At 70.0% G+C, this 19,504-nt stretch carries 21 protein-coding genes and 1 pseudogene; 12 read left to right on the forward strand and 10 right to left on the reverse strand.

Annotation, left to right across the window (positions count from 1 at the left end; genetic code table 11):
* Positions 1 to 68: 68 nt before the first annotated feature.
* Both KFLA_RS17520 and KFLA_RS17525 read left to right on the forward strand, forming a co-directional pair.
* A complete protein-coding gene (locus KFLA_RS17520) occupies positions 69 to 926 on the forward strand; it encodes an LLM class flavin-dependent oxidoreductase (RefSeq protein ID WP_012921141.1) in 858 nt (285 codons plus the stop codon).
* Positions 923 to 1,354: a nucleoside deaminase gene (locus tag KFLA_RS17525; protein ID WP_012921142.1), complete on the forward strand. Its 432-nt coding sequence runs from the start codon at positions 923 to 925 to the stop codon at positions 1,352 to 1,354. Before KFLA_RS17520 ends, KFLA_RS17525 begins: the two co-directional genes overlap by 4 nt.
* A 49-nt stretch (positions 1,355 to 1,403) precedes the next feature.
* On the opposite strand, the gene KFLA_RS39350 is transcribed toward KFLA_RS17525, so the two are convergent.
* The 3 genes from KFLA_RS39350 to KFLA_RS17540 all read right to left on the reverse strand — a co-directional run bounded on the left by KFLA_RS39350 (position 1,404) and on the right by KFLA_RS17540 (position 4,597).
* The gene (locus KFLA_RS39350; RefSeq protein WP_012921143.1) at positions 1,404 to 2,324 is read right to left on the reverse strand and encodes an LppU/SCO3897 family protein; all 921 of its coding nucleotides are present in this window, start codon (positions 2,322 to 2,324) and stop codon (positions 1,404 to 1,406) included.
* Between the two features lie 122 nt (positions 2,325 to 2,446).
* Complete coding sequence (locus KFLA_RS17535) at positions 2,447 to 3,421, reverse strand: helix-turn-helix transcriptional regulator (protein WP_012921144.1); 975 nt, start codon at positions 3,419 to 3,421, stop codon at positions 2,447 to 2,449.
* A 45-nt stretch (positions 3,422 to 3,466) separates the two neighbouring features.
* Complete coding sequence (locus KFLA_RS17540; RefSeq protein WP_012921145.1) at positions 3,467 to 4,597, reverse strand: winged helix DNA-binding domain-containing protein; 1,131 nt, start codon at positions 4,595 to 4,597, stop codon at positions 3,467 to 3,469.
* 84 nt (positions 4,598 to 4,681) lie between these two features.
* Between KFLA_RS17540 and KFLA_RS17545 the strand changes: the two genes are divergently transcribed.
* Positions 4,682 to 5,443: a class I SAM-dependent methyltransferase gene (locus KFLA_RS17545; protein ID WP_012921146.1), complete on the forward strand. Its 762-nt coding sequence runs from the start codon at positions 4,682 to 4,684 to the stop codon at positions 5,441 to 5,443.
* Here KFLA_RS17545 and KFLA_RS17550 read toward each other — a convergent pair.
* Positions 5,421 to 5,717 carry a hypothetical protein gene (locus tag KFLA_RS17550; protein WP_012921147.1) on the reverse strand — a complete coding sequence of 99 codons (297 nt, stop codon included), beginning with the start codon at positions 5,715 to 5,717 and terminating at the stop codon, positions 5,421 to 5,423. The two genes, KFLA_RS17545 and KFLA_RS17550, sit on opposite strands and share 23 nt — an antisense overlap.
* A 116-nt stretch (positions 5,718 to 5,833) precedes the next feature.
* Entirely contained in the window at positions 5,834 to 6,553 is a 720-nt protein-coding gene (locus KFLA_RS17555) for a VOC family protein (RefSeq protein ID WP_012921148.1), read from the reverse strand.
* A gap of 365 nt (positions 6,554 to 6,918) precedes the next feature.
* On the opposite strand from KFLA_RS17555, the gene KFLA_RS17560 reads away from it, so the two are divergent.
* The 6 genes from KFLA_RS17560 (at position 6,919) to KFLA_RS17585 (ending at position 11,768) form a co-directional block, all read left to right on the forward strand.
* A complete protein-coding gene (locus tag KFLA_RS17560; RefSeq protein ID WP_012921149.1) occupies positions 6,919 to 7,563 on the forward strand; it encodes a GNAT family N-acetyltransferase in 645 nt (214 codons plus the stop codon).
* A 93-nt stretch (positions 7,564 to 7,656) separates the two neighbouring features.
* Positions 7,657 to 8,658 (forward strand): aldo/keto reductase, encoded by a 1,002-nt coding sequence (locus KFLA_RS17565; RefSeq protein WP_012921150.1) that lies wholly within the window; start codon positions 7,657 to 7,659, stop codon positions 8,656 to 8,658.
* 98 nt (positions 8,659 to 8,756) lie between these two features.
* A complete protein-coding gene (locus KFLA_RS17570; RefSeq protein WP_012921151.1) occupies positions 8,757 to 9,464 on the forward strand; it encodes a class I SAM-dependent methyltransferase in 708 nt (235 codons plus the stop codon).
* Positions 9,465 to 9,518: 54 nt separating this feature from the next.
* On the forward strand, positions 9,519 to 10,226 hold the full coding sequence (locus KFLA_RS17575) for a VOC family protein (RefSeq protein WP_012921152.1): 708 nt from the start codon (positions 9,519 to 9,521) through the stop codon (positions 10,224 to 10,226).
* 11 nt (positions 10,227 to 10,237) lie between these two features.
* Positions 10,238 to 10,822, forward strand: a complete 585-nt coding sequence (locus KFLA_RS17580; protein WP_012921153.1) for a GNAT family protein — start codon at positions 10,238 to 10,240, stop codon at positions 10,820 to 10,822.
* A 190-nt stretch (positions 10,823 to 11,012) separates the two neighbouring features.
* Positions 11,013 to 11,768 carry a class I SAM-dependent methyltransferase gene (locus KFLA_RS17585; protein ID WP_012921154.1) on the forward strand — a complete coding sequence of 252 codons (756 nt, stop codon included), beginning with the start codon at positions 11,013 to 11,015 and terminating at the stop codon, positions 11,766 to 11,768.
* A 60-nt stretch (positions 11,769 to 11,828) separates the two neighbouring features.
* Here the strand turns inward: KFLA_RS17585 and KFLA_RS17590 are convergent, their stop codons facing one another.
* Positions 11,829 to 12,332: a VOC family protein gene (locus tag KFLA_RS17590; RefSeq protein ID WP_012921155.1), complete on the reverse strand. Its 504-nt coding sequence runs from the start codon at positions 12,330 to 12,332 to the stop codon at positions 11,829 to 11,831.
* Positions 12,333 to 12,821: 489 nt separating this feature from the next.
* Here KFLA_RS17590 and KFLA_RS17595 point away from each other — a divergent pair, with 489 nt between their 5' ends.
* The gene (locus KFLA_RS17595) at positions 12,822 to 13,778 is read left to right on the forward strand and encodes a tyrosine-type recombinase/integrase (protein ID WP_012921156.1); all 957 of its coding nucleotides are present in this window, start codon (positions 12,822 to 12,824) and stop codon (positions 13,776 to 13,778) included.
* 52 nt (positions 13,779 to 13,830) lie between these two features.
* Entirely contained in the window at positions 13,831 to 14,643 is an 813-nt protein-coding gene (gene pyrH, locus KFLA_RS17600) for a UMP kinase (protein ID WP_012921157.1), read from the forward strand.
* 129 nt (positions 14,644 to 14,772) lie between these two features.
* Here pyrH and KFLA_RS39680 read toward each other — a convergent pair.
* Positions 14,773 to 15,354, reverse strand: a pseudogene (locus tag KFLA_RS39680) (phosphotransferase); the annotation flags it as partial.
* A 242-nt stretch (positions 15,355 to 15,596) separates the two neighbouring features.
* Between KFLA_RS39680 and KFLA_RS17610 the strand changes: the two are divergent.
* Complete coding sequence (locus KFLA_RS17610; RefSeq protein WP_012921159.1) at positions 15,597 to 17,603, forward strand: elongation factor G; 2,007 nt, start codon at positions 15,597 to 15,599, stop codon at positions 17,601 to 17,603.
* A 108-nt stretch (positions 17,604 to 17,711) separates the two neighbouring features.
* On the opposite strand, the gene KFLA_RS17615 is transcribed toward KFLA_RS17610, so the two are convergent.
* The 3 genes from KFLA_RS17615 to KFLA_RS17625 form a co-directional block, all read right to left on the reverse strand.
* Positions 17,712 to 18,095, reverse strand: a complete 384-nt coding sequence (locus tag KFLA_RS17615; protein ID WP_337466335.1) for a VOC family protein — start codon at positions 18,093 to 18,095, stop codon at positions 17,712 to 17,714.
* A gap of 64 nt (positions 18,096 to 18,159) precedes the next feature.
* Positions 18,160 to 18,636, reverse strand: coding sequence for a GNAT family N-acetyltransferase (locus tag KFLA_RS17620; protein ID WP_012921161.1), 477 nt, complete (start codon positions 18,634 to 18,636; stop codon positions 18,160 to 18,162).
* Between the two features lie 26 nt (positions 18,637 to 18,662).
* Positions 18,663 to 19,451, reverse strand: coding sequence for a putative protein N(5)-glutamine methyltransferase (locus tag KFLA_RS17625; RefSeq protein WP_012921162.1), 789 nt, complete (start codon positions 19,449 to 19,451; stop codon positions 18,663 to 18,665).
* Between the last annotated feature and the right edge of the window lie 53 nt (positions 19,452 to 19,504).

The following is a 19,504-nucleotide window of genomic DNA, read 5'->3' on the forward strand; positions in this document are numbered from 1 at the left end:
GGTGAAAGCCACTGGATTCCGTGAAGACTCCCTTCAAGCGGGGATGCTCGCCTGGATAGCGTGACCCCATGGAAATCGGTGTGAACGTCCCCAACTTCGGCCCCGGCGCCACGCCGGAGCGGCTGCTCGCCTGGGCTCGTACGGTCGAGGGGCTCGGCTACGACCTGCTGATGATGTCGGACCACGTCGTCATCACGCCCGACGTCGCCGAGCAGTACCCGGCGCCGTTCTACGAGCCGTTCACCACGCTCAGCTGGCTGGCCGGCAGCACCAGCACGATCCGCCTCGGGACCACTGTGGTGATCGCGCCGTACCGGCACCCGCTGCTGGTCGCGCGGATGGCGGCCAACCTGCACCAACTCAGCGGCCGCCGATTCGTGCTCGGCGTCGGTGTCGGCTGGGCCGCCCAGGAGTTCGCCGCGCTCGGTGCCGAGTTCCGCCACCGCGGCCGGCTGACCGACGAGCTGCTCGACACCGTCACGACCGCCTGGCAGGACACCGACGACTACCGCGCCGACGGCCTCCCGATCTGGGTCGGCGGCGGAATGGACGCCGGCCCCCGTCGAGCCGTCCGGTACGGCGCCGCCTGGCACCCGCTGCGGCAGACCATGCCCTGGCTGCGCGACGCCGCGAAGTGCCTGCGGCAGGTCGCCGAGCAGCAGGGCCGGCCGGTTCCGGGCTTCGCCCCGCGGATCCTGCTGCACCTGACCGACCGGCCGCGACCGGACACCGATCGCCGGGCGGGCGAAGGATCGATCGACCAGATCCTCGCCGACCTCGACGAGTTGCGCCTGCTCGGAGCGCACACTGTCGTCCTGGACCCGTTCGTCGGCGACCCGGCCGAGACCGAGCACCCCGAGGTCGCGTGGCAGGCGCTGTCCACCGTCAAAGCACAACTGAGCTCAGCAGAAACGGAGAAACTGTGACCACCACGGCTGACGAGGGCTTCCTCCGGCGGGCGATCGAGCTCGCCGCCACCGCGGACAAGTCGGGCAACCCGCCGTTCGGTTCGCTCCTGGCCGGCCCCGACGGGACCGTGCTCGCGGAGGACCACAACACCTCCGTCACCGACAACGACATCACCGCGCATCCCGAGCTGAAGCTGGCCCGCTGGGCGGCCGCGAACCTCACCCCGGACGTCGCCGCCGGGACCACGATGTACACCAGCTGCCAGCCGTGCCGGATGTGCAGCGGCGCCCTCGAACGCTCCGGCCTGGGCCGGGTCGTCTACGCGCTGTCCGGCGACCAGCTCAACGCGCTGAAGCCCGGCGGCGGGTTCGCGCCGGTACCGGAGGACGGCCCGGCGCTGTACGACGAGGGGCGAGCCGTCGTCGAGAACTACTACAAGAGCTGAGGCGACGTAGGGCCCGGCGAAGTCCGCGCCGGGCTCTACCGCGTTGGTCCTACTTGGAGCCGAGGCAGAGCGTGTAGCCCGAGGAGCCGCGCGACTCGGTGTACGCCACGGTGTATCCCGGGTACTGCTCGCACTGCGCGGAGTTCGAGGAGCTGACCTTGCCGAGCACCTTGAACTCGGCCTCCGCCGAGCCACAGTCGACGACCTTCACGTTCGGGTTGCTGATCGTGCCCTTGTTCTGCACGCACGCGCCCGCCTCGGCCGACGACGCCCTGTCCAGGTTGGCGATCACGATCACGGCGATCAGCATGACCGGCACCAGCAGGCCCAGTACGGCCGGCCGCTGGAAGAGGGGCTTGCCCAGGTTCATCGGCCGGCCGGGCGCACCCGGAGCCGGCTCCGGCAGGTCCTTGAACGTCTTCCACGGACCGATGTTCGACAGCATGATGAACGGGTTGACGATTGCGGAACCGATACCCCACCAGCCCTGCCACATGCTCTTCGACGTCATCTCCCGCACGGTCGCGATCCCGCAGGTGCGGCAGAACGGGCCTTCCAGCTTGAGGAAGCGCATCACGACCAGCAGGCCGACGTGCCCGCGCACGGTCGCCTGCGCCGCCGGGAACGCGCCGCAGAACCGGCACTGCACAGCACCCGGCTGCGGCCCGTGCGGCATCGGCCCGGGCTGCCCGAACTGCTGAGCGCCGTACTGAGGCTGCCCGTACTGGGGCTGGCCGTACTGCGGTCCGCCCGGGTGACCGGCCTGCGGCTGACCGAACGGCGGTGCCTGCTCGTACGGCGCCTGCGGCTGCCCGTACTGCGGCTGGGACTGCTGGGGCTGGCCGTACAGGGGCTGGCCGGGCTGCTCGGTGTACTGCGGGTACGGTGCCTGGCCGACCTGGTCCTGCGGGCGACCGTAGCCGCCGGGCTGGTACGGGCTCTGGGGCGGTTGCGGGGGAGTGGTGGTCACGAATACTTCCTGTTGCTCGCTTCGGGACAGCTTTGGGACATCCGGACCTTACTCACCACCCCGGTCATCGAGCGGCTCCGCGTCCCTGCGGCCCGCGGCCTTCTGACTGCCTCGACGAGTTGTCACCGCGCGGCTTCGCTGCGTGCCCGATCGTTGCCGTACCGGCTGACCAGCTCGCCGCCGAGCCGGGCCAGCTCCGCCTGCACCGACGGCGGGTCGAGCACCTCGATCGACCCGCCCCAGCCGGCCAGGTGCTGCGCGATCATCAACGGACTCGGCGCCGTGACCCGGATCTTGACCAGCCCGTTGCCGGGGGAGTCGAGCACCTCGCAGTGCCGGCCGAGGCGGTCCTGCATCACCCACAGGTGCCGCTCCTGCATGACCACGGTCGCCGCGAGCAGCGACCGGTTCTGCTCCATCTCGTCGACCACCCGGGCCCACGCCACCGACAGGTCGAAGTCGTCCGGCCGCTCCGCCGGCCGGTCGGTGACCGTTGCCTCCAGCACCCGATCGACCCGGAACGTGCGCTGACCCCTCTCGGTCCCCGCGATCAGGTACCAGACGTCGTCCTTGGCGACCAGACCGAGCGGATCCACCAGCCGCTCCGACGGCGGCGCGCCCCGGCGTCCGGCGTACGAGAGGCGGACCTTGAGCCGCCGGACGACGGCGTGCTGCAGGTCGTTGACCACGACCGGGCGGGCCTTGTCGAGCTCGCCCCAGCCGGCCGGGTCGATCACCACCGCCTCGGCCGCTGCCTCCGCGTCGCCGCGAAAGCTCTCCGGTAGCGCCCGGACGAGCTTGCGCAGCGCGGCCTTCGCCTCGGGTGCGATGGCGGCCGCCGGACCGACCAGCAGGAACAGCGCCTGCGCCTCCGTCGCGGTCAGGCCGCTCAGATCCGTTCGCGCACCCCCGAGCAGCGACCAGCCGCCGTTGCGGCCGGGCTGCGGGTAGACCGGGATGCCGGCCGTCGACAGCGCTTCGAGATCGCGCCGCGCGGTCGCCACCGAGATCTCCAGCTCGGAAGCCAGCTCCGCGGCGGTCACCCGGCCGCGGGCCTGCATCAGCAGCAGGGTCGCCACCAGCCGGTCAGCTCGCATGAGCCCAGTGTCGCAGCCAAAGCGCTCACCCGGTGAGCACTTTGTTCACCCCGTCGCCAGCACTCGGGTCTCGACCACGGGGACGTCGTTCCACCAGCGGTCGTAGCTGCGGTAGAGCTTGGGATCGCGCTCTCTCAGCATCTCCGACAGAGCGCGCGCCTCGGCGGCGAGCCCTTGCCAGACGTCGTCCGGCAGGTGCTGGAACGCGGCCGCCTCGATCCCGCTCTCGACCCCTCGCCAGACCCCGGCGACGTACCCGTCGACCAGCAGGGTGGGCAGCACGTCACCGTTGGTGCGGGTCACCGCCGCCTTGTACTCCGGCGGGACGACGCGGCCGCGGTCGTCGTACGCGAGCAGCACGCTGTCCCACATCGCCATCAGCCGCGGCGGCACCGGCAGATCACCGGCGGGACGCGGCGCACCGGGGACGTCGTACAGCGTGACGCCACCGGGACCCTTCAGTTCCTCGAGCTCGCCGGAGAGCGCGCTGATCGCCACCTTCACCCGAGATCGCGTGATCTTGGCGAACTGCGCGATGTCAGCGACCGACGCCGGACCGAAGCCCTGCAGATAGCGCCGAACCAGCACCTCGGTCGCCTTCTCCGCGTCCAGCACCTCCGCCCAGGGCGCGGCGACAAACACCGGCCGCTGCCCGAACGACCACGGGCCGCCGGTCGGCGCGTGCAGGAGATGCGCGGACGACCGCATCGCCCACCAGACCTGCGCCGCCGCGTCCGTCCCGAGCCGCTCACCGAGCCATGCCTCGAGCTCCGCCCCGGTCCTGGGCTCGCTCGCGAACTGCAGCAGCTCCGCGGCCAGCACCCGGCTGGTCTCGGCGGTCAGCCCACCCGCGGCGAACGACTGGGCGAAGCGCGCCGTCGCCGTCGCCGGCATCATCACGGCCCGGAAGTGCGCGTGCTCGTCGGCGCACACCGCGTGCAGAGTCATCCGCAGCAGACTCGCCTTCACCACCCGCTGCTCGGCGAACGCCCGATCCAGCTCCGCGGGATCGAACCCGGCCACCCGGTTGAACAGCGCGACGTACGGCGAGGCCGCGTGCTGTGCCTGCACCGCCACCACCCGGCGTACGGCGTCCTCGACACCGACCGCCTCCCGCGCCACCAGCATCTGCCGCGCCATCGCCGCCCGATTGAGCTCCCGCTCCGTCAGCACCATCCGCGCATTCCACCACGAACACCGGGCCGCGTGGACCCCGAAAACCCGTCGGCGCGGCCGCTGAGCCCGGGGTACCGTCCGTAGGTGGACGCCATCCGCCGGCACACGGCCACCAACCGCACCAGCTGGAACCAGATCGCGCCGTCCCGGCCGACCCCACCACCGCGGTTCTACCTCGACGGCGGCTCCACCCTCGACGACTTCGAACCCGGTCTGCTGCCCGACCTCGCCGGCCGCCGCATGCTGCACCTCGCCTGCGCCAACGGCGCCGACTCCATCTCCTGGGCCTTCCGCGGCGCCTCGGTCACCGGCGTCGACATCAGCGACGTCGCTGTGGCGGCCGCCAACACCCTCGCCCAGGCCACCGGCGCCGACGCCCGTTTCCTTGCCGCCGACATCTACGATCTGCCGGCCCACCTCACCGACTTCGACGTCGTCTACTCCAGCTGGGGCGTCGTCTGCTGGCTGCCCGACCTCGACCGCTGGGCCGAGATCGTCGCCGCCCGCCTCCGCCCCGGCGGCACCTTTCTCCTGTGCGAGCACCACCCGATCTGGGAGGTCCTGGCCGTCCGCAGCGACACCCTCGAGGTCACCGTCGACTACTTCGGCCGCAACCTCCCGACCACGCAGACCTACGACCAGTCGAAGCGCCCCACCGGCTCGACAGCCACCACCGAGTTCGACGCCTTCCTCTGGCCGGTCAGCGACGTCGTCATGAGCCTCGTCAACGCCGGCCTCCAGCTGACCCACTTCACCGAGGCCGCCCAGCCCGACATGTACCCCGGCCTCACCCGCAGCACCTTCGTCCCAGCCACCTACACCATCAGAACCACCAAGCCGGTCTGACGGCCCACTGCTCGGCGACGATCCACTGGCAGCCGTCCACGCCACCTGCGCCGACCAACTCGACGCCTTCCAGCACGCCGACCAGCGTCAGCTGCTGCACCACCCGATCGGCGACATCGCCTACGACACCTTCGTCCGCTTCCGCCTCGGCGAGCTCGTCATCCACGGCTGGGACCTCAGCGTCGGCGCCGGCCTCGGCCCCCACCTGAACCCTGCGCTCGCCAACGGCCTCTGGGCCCTCGTCGAACCACACCGAAATGCGCGCGATGGGCACCTACGGCCGCGGCGCGACGGGGAAGAGGCACCCAACCATCGAAGCCCGCTTGCTCGACGCGTACGGGCGCTCGTGACCGGCTGAACTCCACCTGGCGGGGAGTCACTGAACTCCGCCTAGCGGGGAATCAGGACGCAGAACTGGTTGCCGTCGGGGTCGGCCATCGCGAGGCCGGTGGGCTCGCACGGGGCATCGTCGATGCGGGTCGCGCCGAGGGCGGCCAGGCGGTCGGCCTGTGCCTGCTGGTCGCCGTCGGCCGGGGGAGCGAGGTCGAAGTGCAGGCGGGTCCTGCCCTGCCTGACGTCCAGCGGCGGACCGCCCCAGGTGAGCTTCGGGCCACCGTGCGGCGAGCGGATCGCGGTCTCCTCGTCCTGGTCCCAGACCAGCGGCCAGTCCAGCGCCTTGCTCCAGAAGTACCCGAGATCCTGCGTCCCGTCGCCGGCCAGTGCGCCGATGAAGCCGCAGTCGGCCAGGAAGTTGTTGCCCGGCTCGATCACGCAGAACTCGTTGCCCTCAGGATCGGCCAGTACGACGTGCTCCTCCTCCGGGAGCTGCCCGACGTCGTGGTGCCGGCCGCCGAGCTCGAGCGCCCTGGCGACCGTCTGCTGCTGGTCCTCCAAGGACGTGCTCGTGAGGTCGAAGTGCATCTGGTTCGGCCCGGCCTTCGGCTCACTCGTCGCCTTGAACCGGATCCGGAACCCGGTGTCGTCGTTCGGCACCAGCACGACGTCCTCGTCGTCGTGGACCAACTCGAAGCCCAGCACGCCGGACCAGAAGCGCCCGAGCGCCGGCGGGTCGTTCGCGAAGAAGCACAAGGCGAATAGGTTGGGCGTCATCCCGCTCCCTCATTCCGGCGCCGCGGCGGCGGCCGTCCTGAAGCGAACGCTAAGCGCCGGGGGAGTACCACGCAACGCGATTATCCAGCACTCGGCTGACCGGGCAACGGATCCGGGAAACACTGCTACTCGAGACATCACGGCGCCGACTTTGGGCACCGTTCAGCCACGGATTCGCCGCGAACTCGGCTGGTGGGTGCTCAAGGCGGGATCACTTGCCGGGCTGTCACGGTGTTCGACGGAGGTCGGCCGAGCAGCGGGGCAGTGAAAACCAGGTGCGCCGGCGCGAGCGGGTGGAGTTCGATGGGCGGACGCATCATGCTGCTGACCGCGGCGGCTTCCCACCCGGAAGGCAGGACAGCACCATGAAGAACCATCCGCTCCTGGCGGTACGCGTCACCACGCCGGCTGTGGAGTTGCGGGCTGCCAGCGACGATCTGCTGGACGAACTGGCGGACGTGGTCCGGGCCGGCAAGGCGCACGCCGACCCAGCGCCGTACGACGACCCGATGTCGTTGTACGAGCCAGATCCAGAGCTCCGGGTGGCCCGGTGGCTGCGGTCGATCTGGCGCGGCCGGGGGCGGGTCGAGCCCGACGCCTGGCGGCTGTACTTCGTGGTCGTCGTGGGCGGGCGCCCGGTAGGGATGCAGGACCTCATCGGGGTCCACTTCCGCACCTTCGGCACGGTCACCAGCTTCTCCTGGCTGGCCGACGACCACCGCGGACGCGGGGTGGGACAGGAGATGCGGGCCGCGATCCTGCACCTCGCGTTCGACGGGCTGGGAGCGAGCGAAGCGAGCAGCGACGCCTTCACGGACAACCACGGGTCGAACGCGATCTCACGGAAGCTCGGCTACCAGCCGAACGGTTCGGACTGGGCCACCCGGCAAGGCGAGCCCGGCCTGCTGAACCACTGGCGCCTGACCAGAGACAACTGGGAGCAGCGACGCCGAGACGACATCCAGCTCCACAATGTCGAGGCCTGTCACGCTCTCCTGCCGTTGTCCTGACGACATTCGAACCAGCGCGCAACGCACTTGACCTGGAGTGGACTCCAGGTTCTAGCGTCGTGAGCTCGTGATGTCACCGGAGAGGGTGGTTCGATGGAGTACCGCAATCTGGGCAGGACCGGACTGAAGGTCAGTGAGGTGTGCCTGGGAGCGATGCATTTCGGTGGCCCGGCCGACGAGCAGACCGGTGTGCGGATGCTCGACGCGTTCGTCGAGGCCGGCGGCACGTTCATCGACACCGCCGACGTGTACAACGCGGGGGAGTCGGAGGCCGTCATCGGCCGGTGGCTGAAGGGCCGCGACCGCGACGCGCTCGTGGTCGCCACCAAGGTGTACGGGACCATGGGGGAGGGACCGAACGACGACGGACTGAGCCGCAAGCACATTCTCGCCGCCGTTGAGGCGAGTCTGCGCCGCCTCGGCACCGACTACATCGACCTGTACTACACGCACGTGTGGGACACGGCCACGCCGATCGAGGAGACCCTGTCCACGCTGGACACCCTGGTGACGTCGGGCAAGGTTCGCTACCTGGGAGCCAGCAACGTCACCGGTTGGCAGCTGCAGAAGTCCGTCGACATCGCGCGGCGGGCAGGCATGCACGGCTACAGCGCGCTGCAACCGCTGTACAACCTGCTCGACCGCGAGGCCGAGTGGGAACTGCTGGCCGTCTGCCGCAACGAAGGCCTCGGCGTGATGCCGTGGAGCCCGTTGCGGGCCGGGTGGCTGGCAGGCCGGTTCCACCGGGGGATGGACGCGCCGCCGGAAGGGACCCGGGTGGCGGCAGCGGCCGAGCGGGGGCTCCTGGAGTCGTGGGAGTACTACGCCAACGAGCGGACCTGGACGGTGCTCGACGCGCTGCACGCGATCGCGGGTGAGACCGGGCGGAGTGTCGCGCAGGTGGCGCTGCGCTGGCTGATCCAGACCGATCCCGTCACCGCGCCGATCATCGGTCCCCGCACCTTCGAGCACTACACCGACAACATCGGCGCAGCCGGCTGGTCGCTCAGCGACGAGCAGCTCGCCCAGCTCACGACCGTCAGCGAGAAGCCGGCCGTCTACCCGTACGACCTCCTGCGCGGCTTCAACCGCTGACCGCCTCCGGTCCGCGGGGTCCGGCTGCGGCTGCCGGCCGGACCCGACGACCTCGCAGTGTTCTAGGGTCCACGTCAAACTCCGACGACGGGATCGCCATGAAAGCTGATCACTACGACACATTCGCCGAGAGCTACGCGCGGGAGAACGAGTCCGGCCTGTTCAACGCCTACTACGCGCGCCCGGCGATCATCGAGCTCGCCGGGGACGTGAGCGGCCGGAGCATCCTGGACGCCGGCTGCGGCGCGGGACCGCTCTCGGCCGTGCTGCGGGACCGGGGCGCACAGATCACCGCTTTCGACTCCAGCCCGGAGATGGTGGCTCTGGCGCAGCGGCGGCTCGGAACGGACGCCAGGGTGCTGCTGGCCGACCTCACCGCGCCGTTGCCGTTCGGCACGGGGGAGTTCGACGACGTGGTGGCGTCCCTGGTGCTGCACTACTTCGAGGACTGGTCGGGGCCTTTGGCCGAGCTGCACCGCGTACTGAAGCCGGGTGGCCGCCTGATCCTCTCGGTGAACCACCCGGTGATCCGACCAGTGGTCTACCCGGAGGCCGACTACTTCGCGACCTCGCCGTACACCGAGGAGTACACGTTCGACGGCCACACCGCATCGCTGACCTTCTGGCACCGGCCGTTGCACGCGATGACCGACGCTTTCACCCGGGCCGGCTTCGCGATCTCGGTCATCAGCGAGCCGCCGTACTCACCCGAGACGCCGCGCGAACTGCTGCCGCCGGACCTGGGGGACCGTACGTCGTTCCTCTGCTTCCTCTTCTTCGTGCTCGAGGCCCGGCCGGTCGGCTGAGCAGAAACCCGCTCCCGGACAGCCTGCGTACCAACTCTGGACTAGGGTCCGTCTATGGACATGCTCAAGGGTGAGCAGATCGCCGCGGCAGACCTGGCCGACTGGCGCAAGCTCGCCCAGGGACTGCATGCCCGCTACCTGGTTGACGACTTCAGCACCGGCGCACGGTTCGTCGCCGCGGTGGCCGGCGCGGGTGACGCGCTCGGCCACCACCCGCGCGTGTCGATCGGCAACGGGTACGTCGACCTCAAGCTCGTCACCGACGACGCCGTCTACCGCGAGGACGACGGCACCGAGCACATCGTCGAGTGGGTGACTCAGCAGGACATCGACCTCGCGCGACGGATCACCGAGATCGCCGCCGACCACCAGCTCGACGCCGACCCGGCCGCGGTCAGCCACATCGAGCTCGGTCTCGACACCGCCCGCTCCGCCACCATCGCCCCGGTGTGGGCCGCCCTGCTGGCCGGGAGCGCCGAGGCCCAGGGGCGCGGAACCCCCAGCGACGAGATCCGGGACGCCACCGGGCGGGTACCGAACCTGTGGTTCGGCGATGCCGACGAGAACGGGACTCCGCGTCAGCGGTTCCACATCGAGGTCTACGTGGCGCCCGAGGTGGCCGAGCAACGGATCGCCGCCGCCGTCGCCGCGGGCGGGAGCGTCGTCGACGACAGCAATGCGCCCTCGCTGACCGTGATCGCCGACCAGGACGGCAACGAGGCAGTCCTCTGCGTCGACACATCCGCCGCGACAACCGATTGAAAGGTGCGGCCATGGCTGACGAGTCGTCGTACACCATTGCCGCGCTCAGCCCCGCGACCTGGTCGGCCTTCGATGCGCTGGTGCAGCGGCACAACGGCATCTTCGGGGGCTGCTGGTGCATCTGGTTCCACCCCGACGGGCCCGAGCGCGGCCAGGGCGCGGAGGCCAACCGAGCTCTGAAGAAGGCCTACGTCGAGCAGGCGCACGCCGCACTGGTGATGGACGGCGACGAGGCTGTCGCGTGGGCCGAGTACGGCACTCCGGCCGAGTTGCCCACTCTTCACCACCGCAAGCAGTACGACGCCACCAAGACCGCGGATCCCGACTACCGCATCACCTGCGTCTTCGTGGACAAGCGGCACCGGCGACGGGGCGTGACCGAGCTGGCGATCACCGGTGCGCTCGACCTGATCGCGCAGGCCGGCGGCGGGCGGGTCGAGAGCTATCCGCACGACCTGACCAACCAGACCAAGAAGATGTCGTCGTCGTTCCTCTACAACGGCACCCGTCGGCTCTACGAGCGGCTCGGTTTCAGCTACGACCGACCCAAGGGACTGAAGAACTGCGTCATGGTGAAAACGGTCGATCCGGCATGAGCCGTTGCTGCCGGGGGAGTAGATGAGACCTCTTTGACGCAGCGCCCAGCAAATGACCGAGCGGACCAGCTCGCGCTGTCCGCGAGCGTGCCCGGACGGGTTGTCCTTGCGAAAACCATTGGTGCCCGGCTCCCTGCGCTGATGGACTGACGTCCCATCGTGACTCTGCCGCGTAACGGAGGTAGCGGTTGTGACGGACTATGACGTGCTTGCCGAGGTGTACGAATGGCTCATCGCAGAGGCAAAGTTGCCTCCAGCCGAGTTCGCCGCGTCGTTCGATGACGTCCTCAGTCTCCTGCCGTCGAACGCTCACGTGCTCGACTGTTCGTGCGGAACCGGACAGTTGGCGGTTGGCCTCGCCGGTCGTGGCCTGCAGGTTGTCGCAACTGACGCCAGCGAAGCGATGGTTCGCCGGACTGCAGAGTTGTCTGCGGAGTTCGGGGCATCCGTCCGGGCTGTGCGGGCGAACTGGGAAGAGTTGCCCGACCATTTCGAGGACGACACGTTCGACATGGTGTTCTGTGTCGGCAATTCGCTTCACCATGCCATGGGCGCGACCGGCAGGGGTGCTGCTCTGGAGTCGATGTCACGCCTTCTGAGCCCTGGCGGGCGCTTGGTACTCACCTCCCGCACCTGGGAACTCGTGAGGGCCAGAGGTTCCCGGCTCGACATCAGTGACCGACTCGTCCGCCGGAACGGTCGCGATGCCGTCGTGGTCTACCGCTGGGAGATTGCGCCGCAGTGGGAGGAGGAGCACCACATCGAGATTGCGATCGCGCAAGTTGATGCGACCGGGTCGGTTCTTGTCCGCTCGGAACTGCTGTCCTGCTGGCCCTACCGGTACGAGGAACTCGAAGTCGAGCTGCACCGGGTCGGACTCCGGACTGAAGTGAGCACGTTCGATCTGGAGGCCGAGAACTACATGGTGGTCGCGAGCAAGGTATAACCACTCGGACCACCAGTAGTTGACATAATGTCCATTATCGGCGCTCTATTGGAGGCGGCTTCAGCGTGCTCCCGGCGCTTGGTTCCAGCTGGGTGTGAAGTCGGCGCTCTGCACGTACTGCATCGCCGCGACGTACTTCGGGTCGGTCATCCGCTCGGCCATCTCGGCCTCGGTCAGCTCGGCGACCCGGGACTGGATCCAGTACAGATTGCCGAACGGGTCGCGGACCCGGCCGACCTGGTCGCCCCAGAACAGCTCGGTCACCTCGGTCACCGACGTCCCGCCGGCGGCGACCGCCTGCCGGTGGGTCGCCGCCGCGTCCTCGACGTACAGCCGCAGGAACGCCGGCGTCACCGGCCAGTCCGGCCGGGAGTCGAACATCATCACCATCGCGTTGCCGATCCGCATCTCCGCGTGCCCGATCACGCCCTGGTCGTCGACCACCCGGCCGCAGTCCTCGGCGTCGAACGCCCTGGTCAGGTAGTCCATCAACGCGTTCGTGTCGTGCGAGATCATCCAGGGCGTGATGGTGGTGTAGCCGGCCGGGATCGAGTCGAAGCTCATGGTGGTGCCTTTCTGCTGCGGTCGTTGACATCCACAAAGCTACGGCGGGTAGCGGACAGGTACTGTCCTCTTCTCGACTTGGCCCTGACGCGGCGCCAGCCCTCAGTGGACCGAGTACGCCGAACGCGGCAACCATGGCACCGGCAACCGCCATGAATGCCTACCTCGCCGCTGTATCGCGCGCTCGTACGTCACCGATCCCCGCGACGTCGAGTACCTCGACGCGCTGGAGCCAGGCCTAGCCGAGTGGTTGCGGGACGCCTCAACGCCGCCGCGGCCGTCCAGGGCGTCGACGCGGAGATCGCGAGCCGGCCGTGATCCAGCCGGTCCCCCGGCCGGGGTGAGAACCCCTCTCGGCGGAGATGCTGTCATGCATAATCACCATTATGCAGCACTTCTGACATTCGGTTGCTCTCAGCAATCAACTCTGGCGGGGCGGCTGATCGGCCGCGGGCAAACTGTCGGTGGCGCCCGGTAGGAACTGCGGGTATGAGAGTGCTCGACGCGCAGGCCGCGTTCTTCGCCGCCCGGCGGCCGCGGAAGGACTCCCCGCACACCACCGCCGCCTACCGCCGCGACCTCGCCGGCATCACCGCGCTGCTGACCGACGACCCCGACAGCCTCCAGGTCGAGGACCTGACCGCGCCGGCGCTGCGCGCGGCGTTCGGTGCGTTCGCGGACGGCCACGCGAAGAGTTCGGTGCTGCGGGCCTGGTCGACGTGGAACCAGTTCCTCACCTTCTGCGTGTCCGACGGTCTGCTCGCCGGCAACCCGATGGGCGCGGTGGCACGGCCGAAGACCCCTCCCCTGTCCCCCAAGCCGCTGCGTGGTGAGGACACCCCGGAGCGCCTGTTGCAGGCCGCCGCCGACGGCGTACGCCGGGGGCGCGATCCGTGGCCGGAGCGGGACGTGCTGGTGATTGCGCTCGGGCTGGTCGCCGGGCTGCGCTCGGCCGAGATGCGCATGCTGACGGCCGACTCACTCGCCGGGCGTCCCGGTGAGATGCGCCTGCACGTGCACGGCAAAGGCAGCCGGGACCGGTCGATCCCGGTCGAGCCGATCATGGAGCGGATCATCGCGGCGTACCTCGACTCGTGCGCCCGGCGCTTTCCGCGCAAGCGGTTCGGCCGCAGTGCGAAGCTGCTGCTGGACCGCGAGGGCAGCCCGATCGGCCGCGGCGGCCTGGAGTACCTGGTGAAGTCCTGCTATCGGTGGGCCGGCCTGCACGACCGCGTCCCGGTCGGTGCGAACTTGCACGCCCTGCGGCACACCTTCGCGACCCGGCTGGCCGAGGACGGCGCCACCGCGTCGGAGATCATGGCTCTACTCGGCCACGCCAGCCTGGCCACCAGCCAGAACTACATCGAAGCCACCGGCCGCGAGCAGCGCGCCGCTACCGCCAGCAACCGCACGTACCGGACCCTCGACAAGGTGCTCGACGAGTAGCCTGGCCGCAGCGCGGTTGCCAACGACAGGCGCCCTGAGGAAGGTGCGGCGAGTGACGAAACGTTTCGTGCTCAAGCTGTCGGGTCAGGCGATCGCCGGCGGCGACACCTTCGGCTTCGACAGCGACCGGGTGACCCATCTGGCCACCGAGGTGCTGGCCGCCCGGGCCGCCGGGGCGGAGATCGCGGTGGTGATCGGTGGCGGCAACGTGTTCCGTGGCAACCGGTCCGAGGAGTGGGGCATCGACCGGGTCGAGGCGGACAACATCGGCATGCTCGGCACGGTGATCAACGCGGTGCTGCTGCGGAGCCGGTTGACGACGCTCGGCGAGTACGACGTCCGGCTGATGACGGCGATCCCGATCAACAACCTGGCCGAGCCGTACATCCGGCTGCGGGCGCTGCGGCACCTGGCGAAGGGCTCGATCGTGGTGCTGGCCTGCGGCAACGGTCAGCCGTTCACCACCACGGACTACCCGGCCGTGCAGCGGGCGATCGAGCTCGGCGCGCACGGATTGCTGGTCGCGAAGAACGGCGCCGACGGCATCTACGACGCCGACCCGAACAAGGTGCCGACGGCGCGACCCTTCGAGCGGCTGGGCTACCAGGAGGCGATCGACCGGCAGCTGCGGGTGATGGACCAGTCGGCGTTCGTCCTGGCCCGCGACCACCGGCTCCCGCTGCACGTTTTCGACATCGACCCCCCCCGGTGCGGCGGCCGCGATCTGCCGCAGTACGCCGGTCGGAACGGTGGTCAGCTGAGTCGCTGCAGGCTGCGCGCGATCGTGTCGAGGTGCGGCTGGATCCAGTCCCCACCCGCCTCGTACTCGATCCGGACCGTCACCGCCGCCCAGACCGCCTGGTAGAGGCCGAACGTGCGATCCAACGCGTCCGACGGCGTCAGTCCGTACCCGTCCAGTACGGCGTTCGTCGCGTCGGCCCCCCGCGAGCGAGAACCGTCCGAGGTCGAACAACGGATCCCCGTACAGGGCGTCACCCCAGTCGATGATCGCGGTCAGCTCGCCGTCGAGCGCGTAGACGTGCCGCGGATGCAGGTCGCCGTGCAGCAACGCCGGCCTGGCGGGTTCGAGTTCGTCGCTCGCCTGCTCGACCAGCGCGCCGAGCCGTCGTCGATGCTCGTCGGGCAACACACCGGCAGCACTGATGCCGACCAGCGACCGCACCGCATCCAGCAGGACCTCCGCCCAGGTCGAACGCAGCGGCCCGCCGAGGAGGCCGTACCCATCCGCCGGCCCCGCGTGCAGCTTCACAAGCTGACGACCAAGCTCCGGCAGCACCTGGGAAGCGTCGGTCGCACTCACCGGCCGCCCTTCCACCTCACGCTGGACGAGGTAGCCGGGGCCGTCGGCAACGATGTCGGGAGCCGGTACGCCGGCCGCTCGCGCCAGTCGGCAGGCGCGGACCTCGGCGTCGGTCGCGGCGCCGCTCTTCACGTGGTACGTGTCCCCCGCCCTCGTGCGGACGCGGAACGTCTCGTTGCCGATGAAACCCTGCACGGACTCGACCGTCACGAACGGCCCGAGCCGTCCGGCTGCTGCTGTCACGACGTCGATCACCGACCCGACCCTAGCCGGTGGAGCGTGCAGACCCGTCCGTCAAGCGCGAACCCGATGCTGCGAGGCCCGGCACAGCAGCACGCTGCGCCGTTCCCGGCACCGAAAACCGATTGCCGCACTGCGGCCGGGTGCGGTGTACTCGGAAGCGTCCCGTAGGTACCAGTGAAGGAGCGCCGGCATGCGACCTGGCTTCGTGTCCACCCCGTTCTGCACTGACACCTGTTCGAGGGACATGAAGCTGCGTGAAAGCACTGAACCTGGGAATCCTGGCGCATGTCGACGCCGGTAAGACGAGCCTGACCGAGCGGCTGCTGTACGCCGCCGGGGTCATCGACGAAGTCGGCAGCGTCGACGACGGCAGCACCCAGACCGACTCGCTCGCGCTGGAACGGCAGCGCGGCATCACGATCAAGTCCGCCGTCGTCTCGTTCGCGATCGGCGACGTCACCGTCAACCTGATCGACACCCCCGGCCACCCGGACTTCATCGCCGAGGTGGAGCGGGCGCTCGGCGTGCTCGACGGCGCCGTGCTGGTGGTGTCGGCGGTGGAGGGCGTGCAGGCACAGACCCGCGTCCTGCTGCGCACGCTGCAACGCCTGCGCATCCCGACGCTGATCTTCGTCAACAAGATCGACCGTCGCGGCGCCCGGCACGAGGCCCTGCTGCGGGATCTCGCGAGCAGGCTGTCCACGGGCGTCGTCGCGATGGGCCGCACCGACGGCCTCGGCACGCGCGGCGCGAGCTTCACGCCGTACGGCCCGGGTGATCCGGGGTTCGCGATCAGCCTGGTCGAGCTGCTCGCCGAGCACGACGACCAGTTGCTGGAAACCTATGTGGAGAACGAGAAAGCGCTCTCCTACGATGCTCTGCGCGCCGGCCTGGCCGAGCAGACCCGCCGGGCGCTCGTGCACCCGGTGTACTTCGGATCGGCGATCACCGGAGCCGGCACCGAGCAACTGATCGCCGGGATCCGCGAGCTGCTGCCGGCGCCCGAAGGCGATCGGGAGGCACCGGTGGCGGGATCGGTGTTCAAGGTGGAGCGCGGTCCGGCCGGTGAGAAGGTCGCGTACGTCCGGATGTTCGCCGGCGAGCTGCGAACCCGGGACACGGTGCGGTTCCGCGGCGACCGGGGCGCGAAGGTGACCGCGATCAGCGTGTTCGGCGACGGCGCGACGGCGACCGCCCGGACCGTCACCGCCGGCCAGATCGGCAAGCTCTGGGGTCTCGGCGACATCCGGATCGGCGACGCGATCACCGACGGCAGCGGCGCCGGCCCGGTCCGTGAGATCGCTCCGGAGAGCGCGTTCTTCGCTCCGCCGACGTTGGAGACCGTGGTGCTGCCGGTGCGTGCGTCGGACCGTGGCAACCTTCGGGCCGCGCTGGCCCAGCTCGCCGAGCAGGACCCGTTGATCAACCTGCGGCAGGACGACCTGCGCCAGGAGACCTTCGTCTCGCTCTACGGCGAGGTGCAGAAGGAGGTCATCCAGACGACGCTGGCCACGGAGTACGGGCTGGACGTGACGTTCCGGGAGACCACCACGATCCACATCGAGCGGCTGGACGGGATCGGTGCGGCGGTCGAGTTCAACAAGGTCGACCCGAACCCGTTCCTCGCCACGATCGGTCTCCGGGTCGAACCGGCACCGGCCGGTGCCGGGGTGACGTTCGAGCTGGAGGTCGAGCTCGGCTCGATGCCGTACGCGTTCATCAAGGCGGTCGAGGAAACCGTGCACGAGACGCTGCAGCAGGGACTGCACGGTTGGCAGATTCCGGACTGCCGGGTGGTGATGACGCACTCGGGCTACTCGGCGCGGCAGAGTCACGCGCACGCGGTGTTCGACAAGAGCATGTCGAGCACCGCGGGCGACTTCCGGTTGCTGACGCCGCTTGTGCTGACGGCGGCTCTACGCCGGGCCGGGACCACGGTGCACGAGCCGCTGCACGCCTTCCAGCTGGAGATTCCGACCGACACGGTGCGCGCTGTGCTGGCGGCGCTCGCGCGGCTGCGAGCGATCCCCCGAGTACCCGCGCTCGACGCAGACGTGTCGGTGCTGGAGGGCGAGATCCCTGCGGCAGCCGTCTACCAGCTGGAGCAACAGCTGCCGGCGCTGACTCGCGGCGAAGGGGTGCTGGAGTCGGCGTTCGAGCGGTACCAGCCGGTGACCGGTGCGATCCCGGTCCGGGAGCGCACCGACCACGACCCGCTCAACCGCCGCGAGTACCTGCTGCACGTGCTGCGCCGGGTGTGACCGGGCGAGGACGCTCGCCCGGCCGGTCGGCCGGCGTCCAACTCGCGCGCCAGCCCGGCGGTCAGCGGGCACCGAGAATGCATGGCGGCGACGCGCGGCGGGGCACTGTCAGGTGAAGAGGCAGAAGGGGTGACCGGCCGGGTCGAGCAGGACGCGGACGCTGTCCTGCGGCTGGAAGTCGGCGAGCACCGCGCCCTGCGCGATCGCGTGCGCGGTCGCCGCTTCCAGGTCGTCGACCGCAATGTCGAGGTGCTGGGTCGCGTTCTGCGCGCCCTTCTCGGCCGGCCACACCGGCTTGGCCCACTGCTCTTCGTACTCGAAGTTCAGCGTGACCTCGCCGGTGCCTTCGGCGGCGCGCAGCTGGGCCCAGCCGTCCTCCGGCGGGTGGCCCTCGCGCGGCCCTTCCGAGGTGGTCACCGGACGACCCAGCAGGCGCGCGTAGAACTCGGCCAGCGCCCGGGGGTCGGGCGCCATGATCGTCACAGAAGTCACCTGAACATTCAGTCCGTTCATGTCCTGGACGCTACCAACGCCCACGGACAGTTTCCGGCCCGTCTCAGGGAGCGTCGGCGACCAGCTGGACCGAGTGCCGGCGGAAGCCGTGCCGCTCGTACAGCCGCAGGGCGTTCTCGTTGGCGGCGTAGGCGTTGACCTCCAGCCGGGCGGCGCCGCGGTCGCGGGCCCACGCGACGAAGCCGTCGATGAGCCGGCCCCCTGCTCCCCCGCCGCGGACGGCGGGCCGCACGTACATGCTGACCAGTTCGGCGCGCGACGCCGTCCACATCTCCGACGGCGGCCGGAAGCCGCCGATCAGGTGGCCGACGACTTCCTCGTCGCCGGTGGTTGCCACCAGCACCAAAGCGTTCGGGTCGGCCAGCAGGCCGGTGCACCACTCGGCGCCGTGGGTGGCGGGCCAGGCGGCGTTCCGGAGGTGATCGCGCTCTGCGGCGTCCTCGGCGAAGAGGGCAGCGCACGAGCTGACCAAGCCGTCGAGGTCAGCGGCGATCGCGGTACGGACGTTCGGTTGGCTCATCGGGTGCGGCCTCCGGTCGTCGGGGTTCAGGGCACGGGCACGGCCCGGGTGGCCACGACAGTAGTCGCGAAGCGGTCCGCGTCGGTGGTGACGACCGCGGAGAGGCCATGCCGCCGAAACACGTCGATGGCGATCGCGGCTTGCTCGTTGCTCGTCTCGGTGACGACGAGGCCCCCGGGGACAAGCCAGTCCGAGGCCTCGGCTGCGACCCGGCGGAGCAGGTCGAGGCCGTCGGAGCCGCCGTCCAGCGTGACAAGTGGTTCGTGCAGGCGGGCCTCCGCCGGCAGCAGCCGAACCTGGTCGCTCGGCACGTACGGGACGTTGGCGAGCAAGAGGTCGACGCGACCGCGCAGCGTGGTCGGCAGACGGGCGTACAGGTCGCCCTCGAAGACCTGGCCGCCGATCGGGGCCAGGTTGCGGCGGGCGTTCTGCACCGCGGCCGGGTGAACATCGGTGGCAGAGAGCTCGGTGCCCGGTACCGCGGAGGCTAGGGCGAGCCCGAGAGCGCCCGAGCCGCAGCAGAGGTCGACCACCACGGCTCCTGGACGGCAGCGCGCAATCGCTTCGTCGACCAGATGCTCGGTCCGGCGGCGCGGCACGAAGACGTCCGCGTCGAGTGCCACCCGCAGGCCACGGAACTCCGCCCAACCGACGACGTGCTCCAGCGGGCGGCCGGCGACGCGCTGCTCGACCATCTCCGCGAGCTGCCGATCGTCGGTCGCGGTGGCGAGAATCATCGCCGCCTCGTCCTCGGCGAAGACGCAGCCGGCGGCGCGCAGGGTGCTGACGACGGAGGTGGGGGTGAGGGCTGTCACAGGGTCCTTTCGACGAGCGCCGTTCACCCTATGACAGCCGGGGCAGCCGATGT

It is taken from the genome of Kribbella flavida DSM 17836, assembly GCF_000024345.1.
GTDB lineage: Bacteria > Actinomycetota > Actinomycetes > Propionibacteriales > Kribbellaceae > Kribbella > Kribbella flavida.

Bases quoted from the DNA above. Each gene is read 5' to 3' on its own strand.
- KFLA_RS17520 (WP_012921141.1), top strand. From the start codon at position 69: ATGGAAATCGGTGTGAACGTCCCCAACTTCGGCCCCGGCGCCACGCCG.
- KFLA_RS17535 (WP_012921144.1), bottom strand. From the start codon at position 3,421: ATGCGAGCTGACCGGCTGGTGGCGACCCTGCTGCTGATGCAGGCCCGC.
- KFLA_RS17540 (WP_012921145.1), bottom strand. From the start codon at position 4,597: ATGGTGCTGACGGAGCGGGAGCTCAATCGGGCGGCGATGGCGCGGCAG.
- KFLA_RS17555 (WP_012921148.1), bottom strand. From the start codon at position 6,553: ATGACGCCCAACCTATTCGCCTTGTGCTTCTTCGCGAACGACCCGCCG.
- KFLA_RS17560 (WP_012921149.1), top strand. From the start codon at position 6,919: ATGAAGAACCATCCGCTCCTGGCGGTACGCGTCACCACGCCGGCTGTG.
- KFLA_RS17565 (WP_012921150.1), top strand. From the start codon at position 7,657: ATGGAGTACCGCAATCTGGGCAGGACCGGACTGAAGGTCAGTGAGGTG.
- KFLA_RS17570 (WP_012921151.1), top strand. From the start codon at position 8,757: ATGAAAGCTGATCACTACGACACATTCGCCGAGAGCTACGCGCGGGAG.
- KFLA_RS17575 (WP_012921152.1), top strand. From the start codon at position 9,519: ATGGACATGCTCAAGGGTGAGCAGATCGCCGCGGCAGACCTGGCCGAC.
- KFLA_RS17580 (WP_012921153.1), top strand. From the start codon at position 10,238: ATGGCTGACGAGTCGTCGTACACCATTGCCGCGCTCAGCCCCGCGACC.
- KFLA_RS17590 (WP_012921155.1), bottom strand. From the start codon at position 12,332: ATGAGCTTCGACTCGATCCCGGCCGGCTACACCACCATCACGCCCTGG.
- KFLA_RS17595 (WP_012921156.1), top strand. From the start codon at position 12,822: ATGAGAGTGCTCGACGCGCAGGCCGCGTTCTTCGCCGCCCGGCGGCCG.
- KFLA_RS17620 (WP_012921161.1), bottom strand. From the start codon at position 18,636: ATGAGCCAACCGAACGTCCGTACCGCGATCGCCGCTGACCTCGACGGC.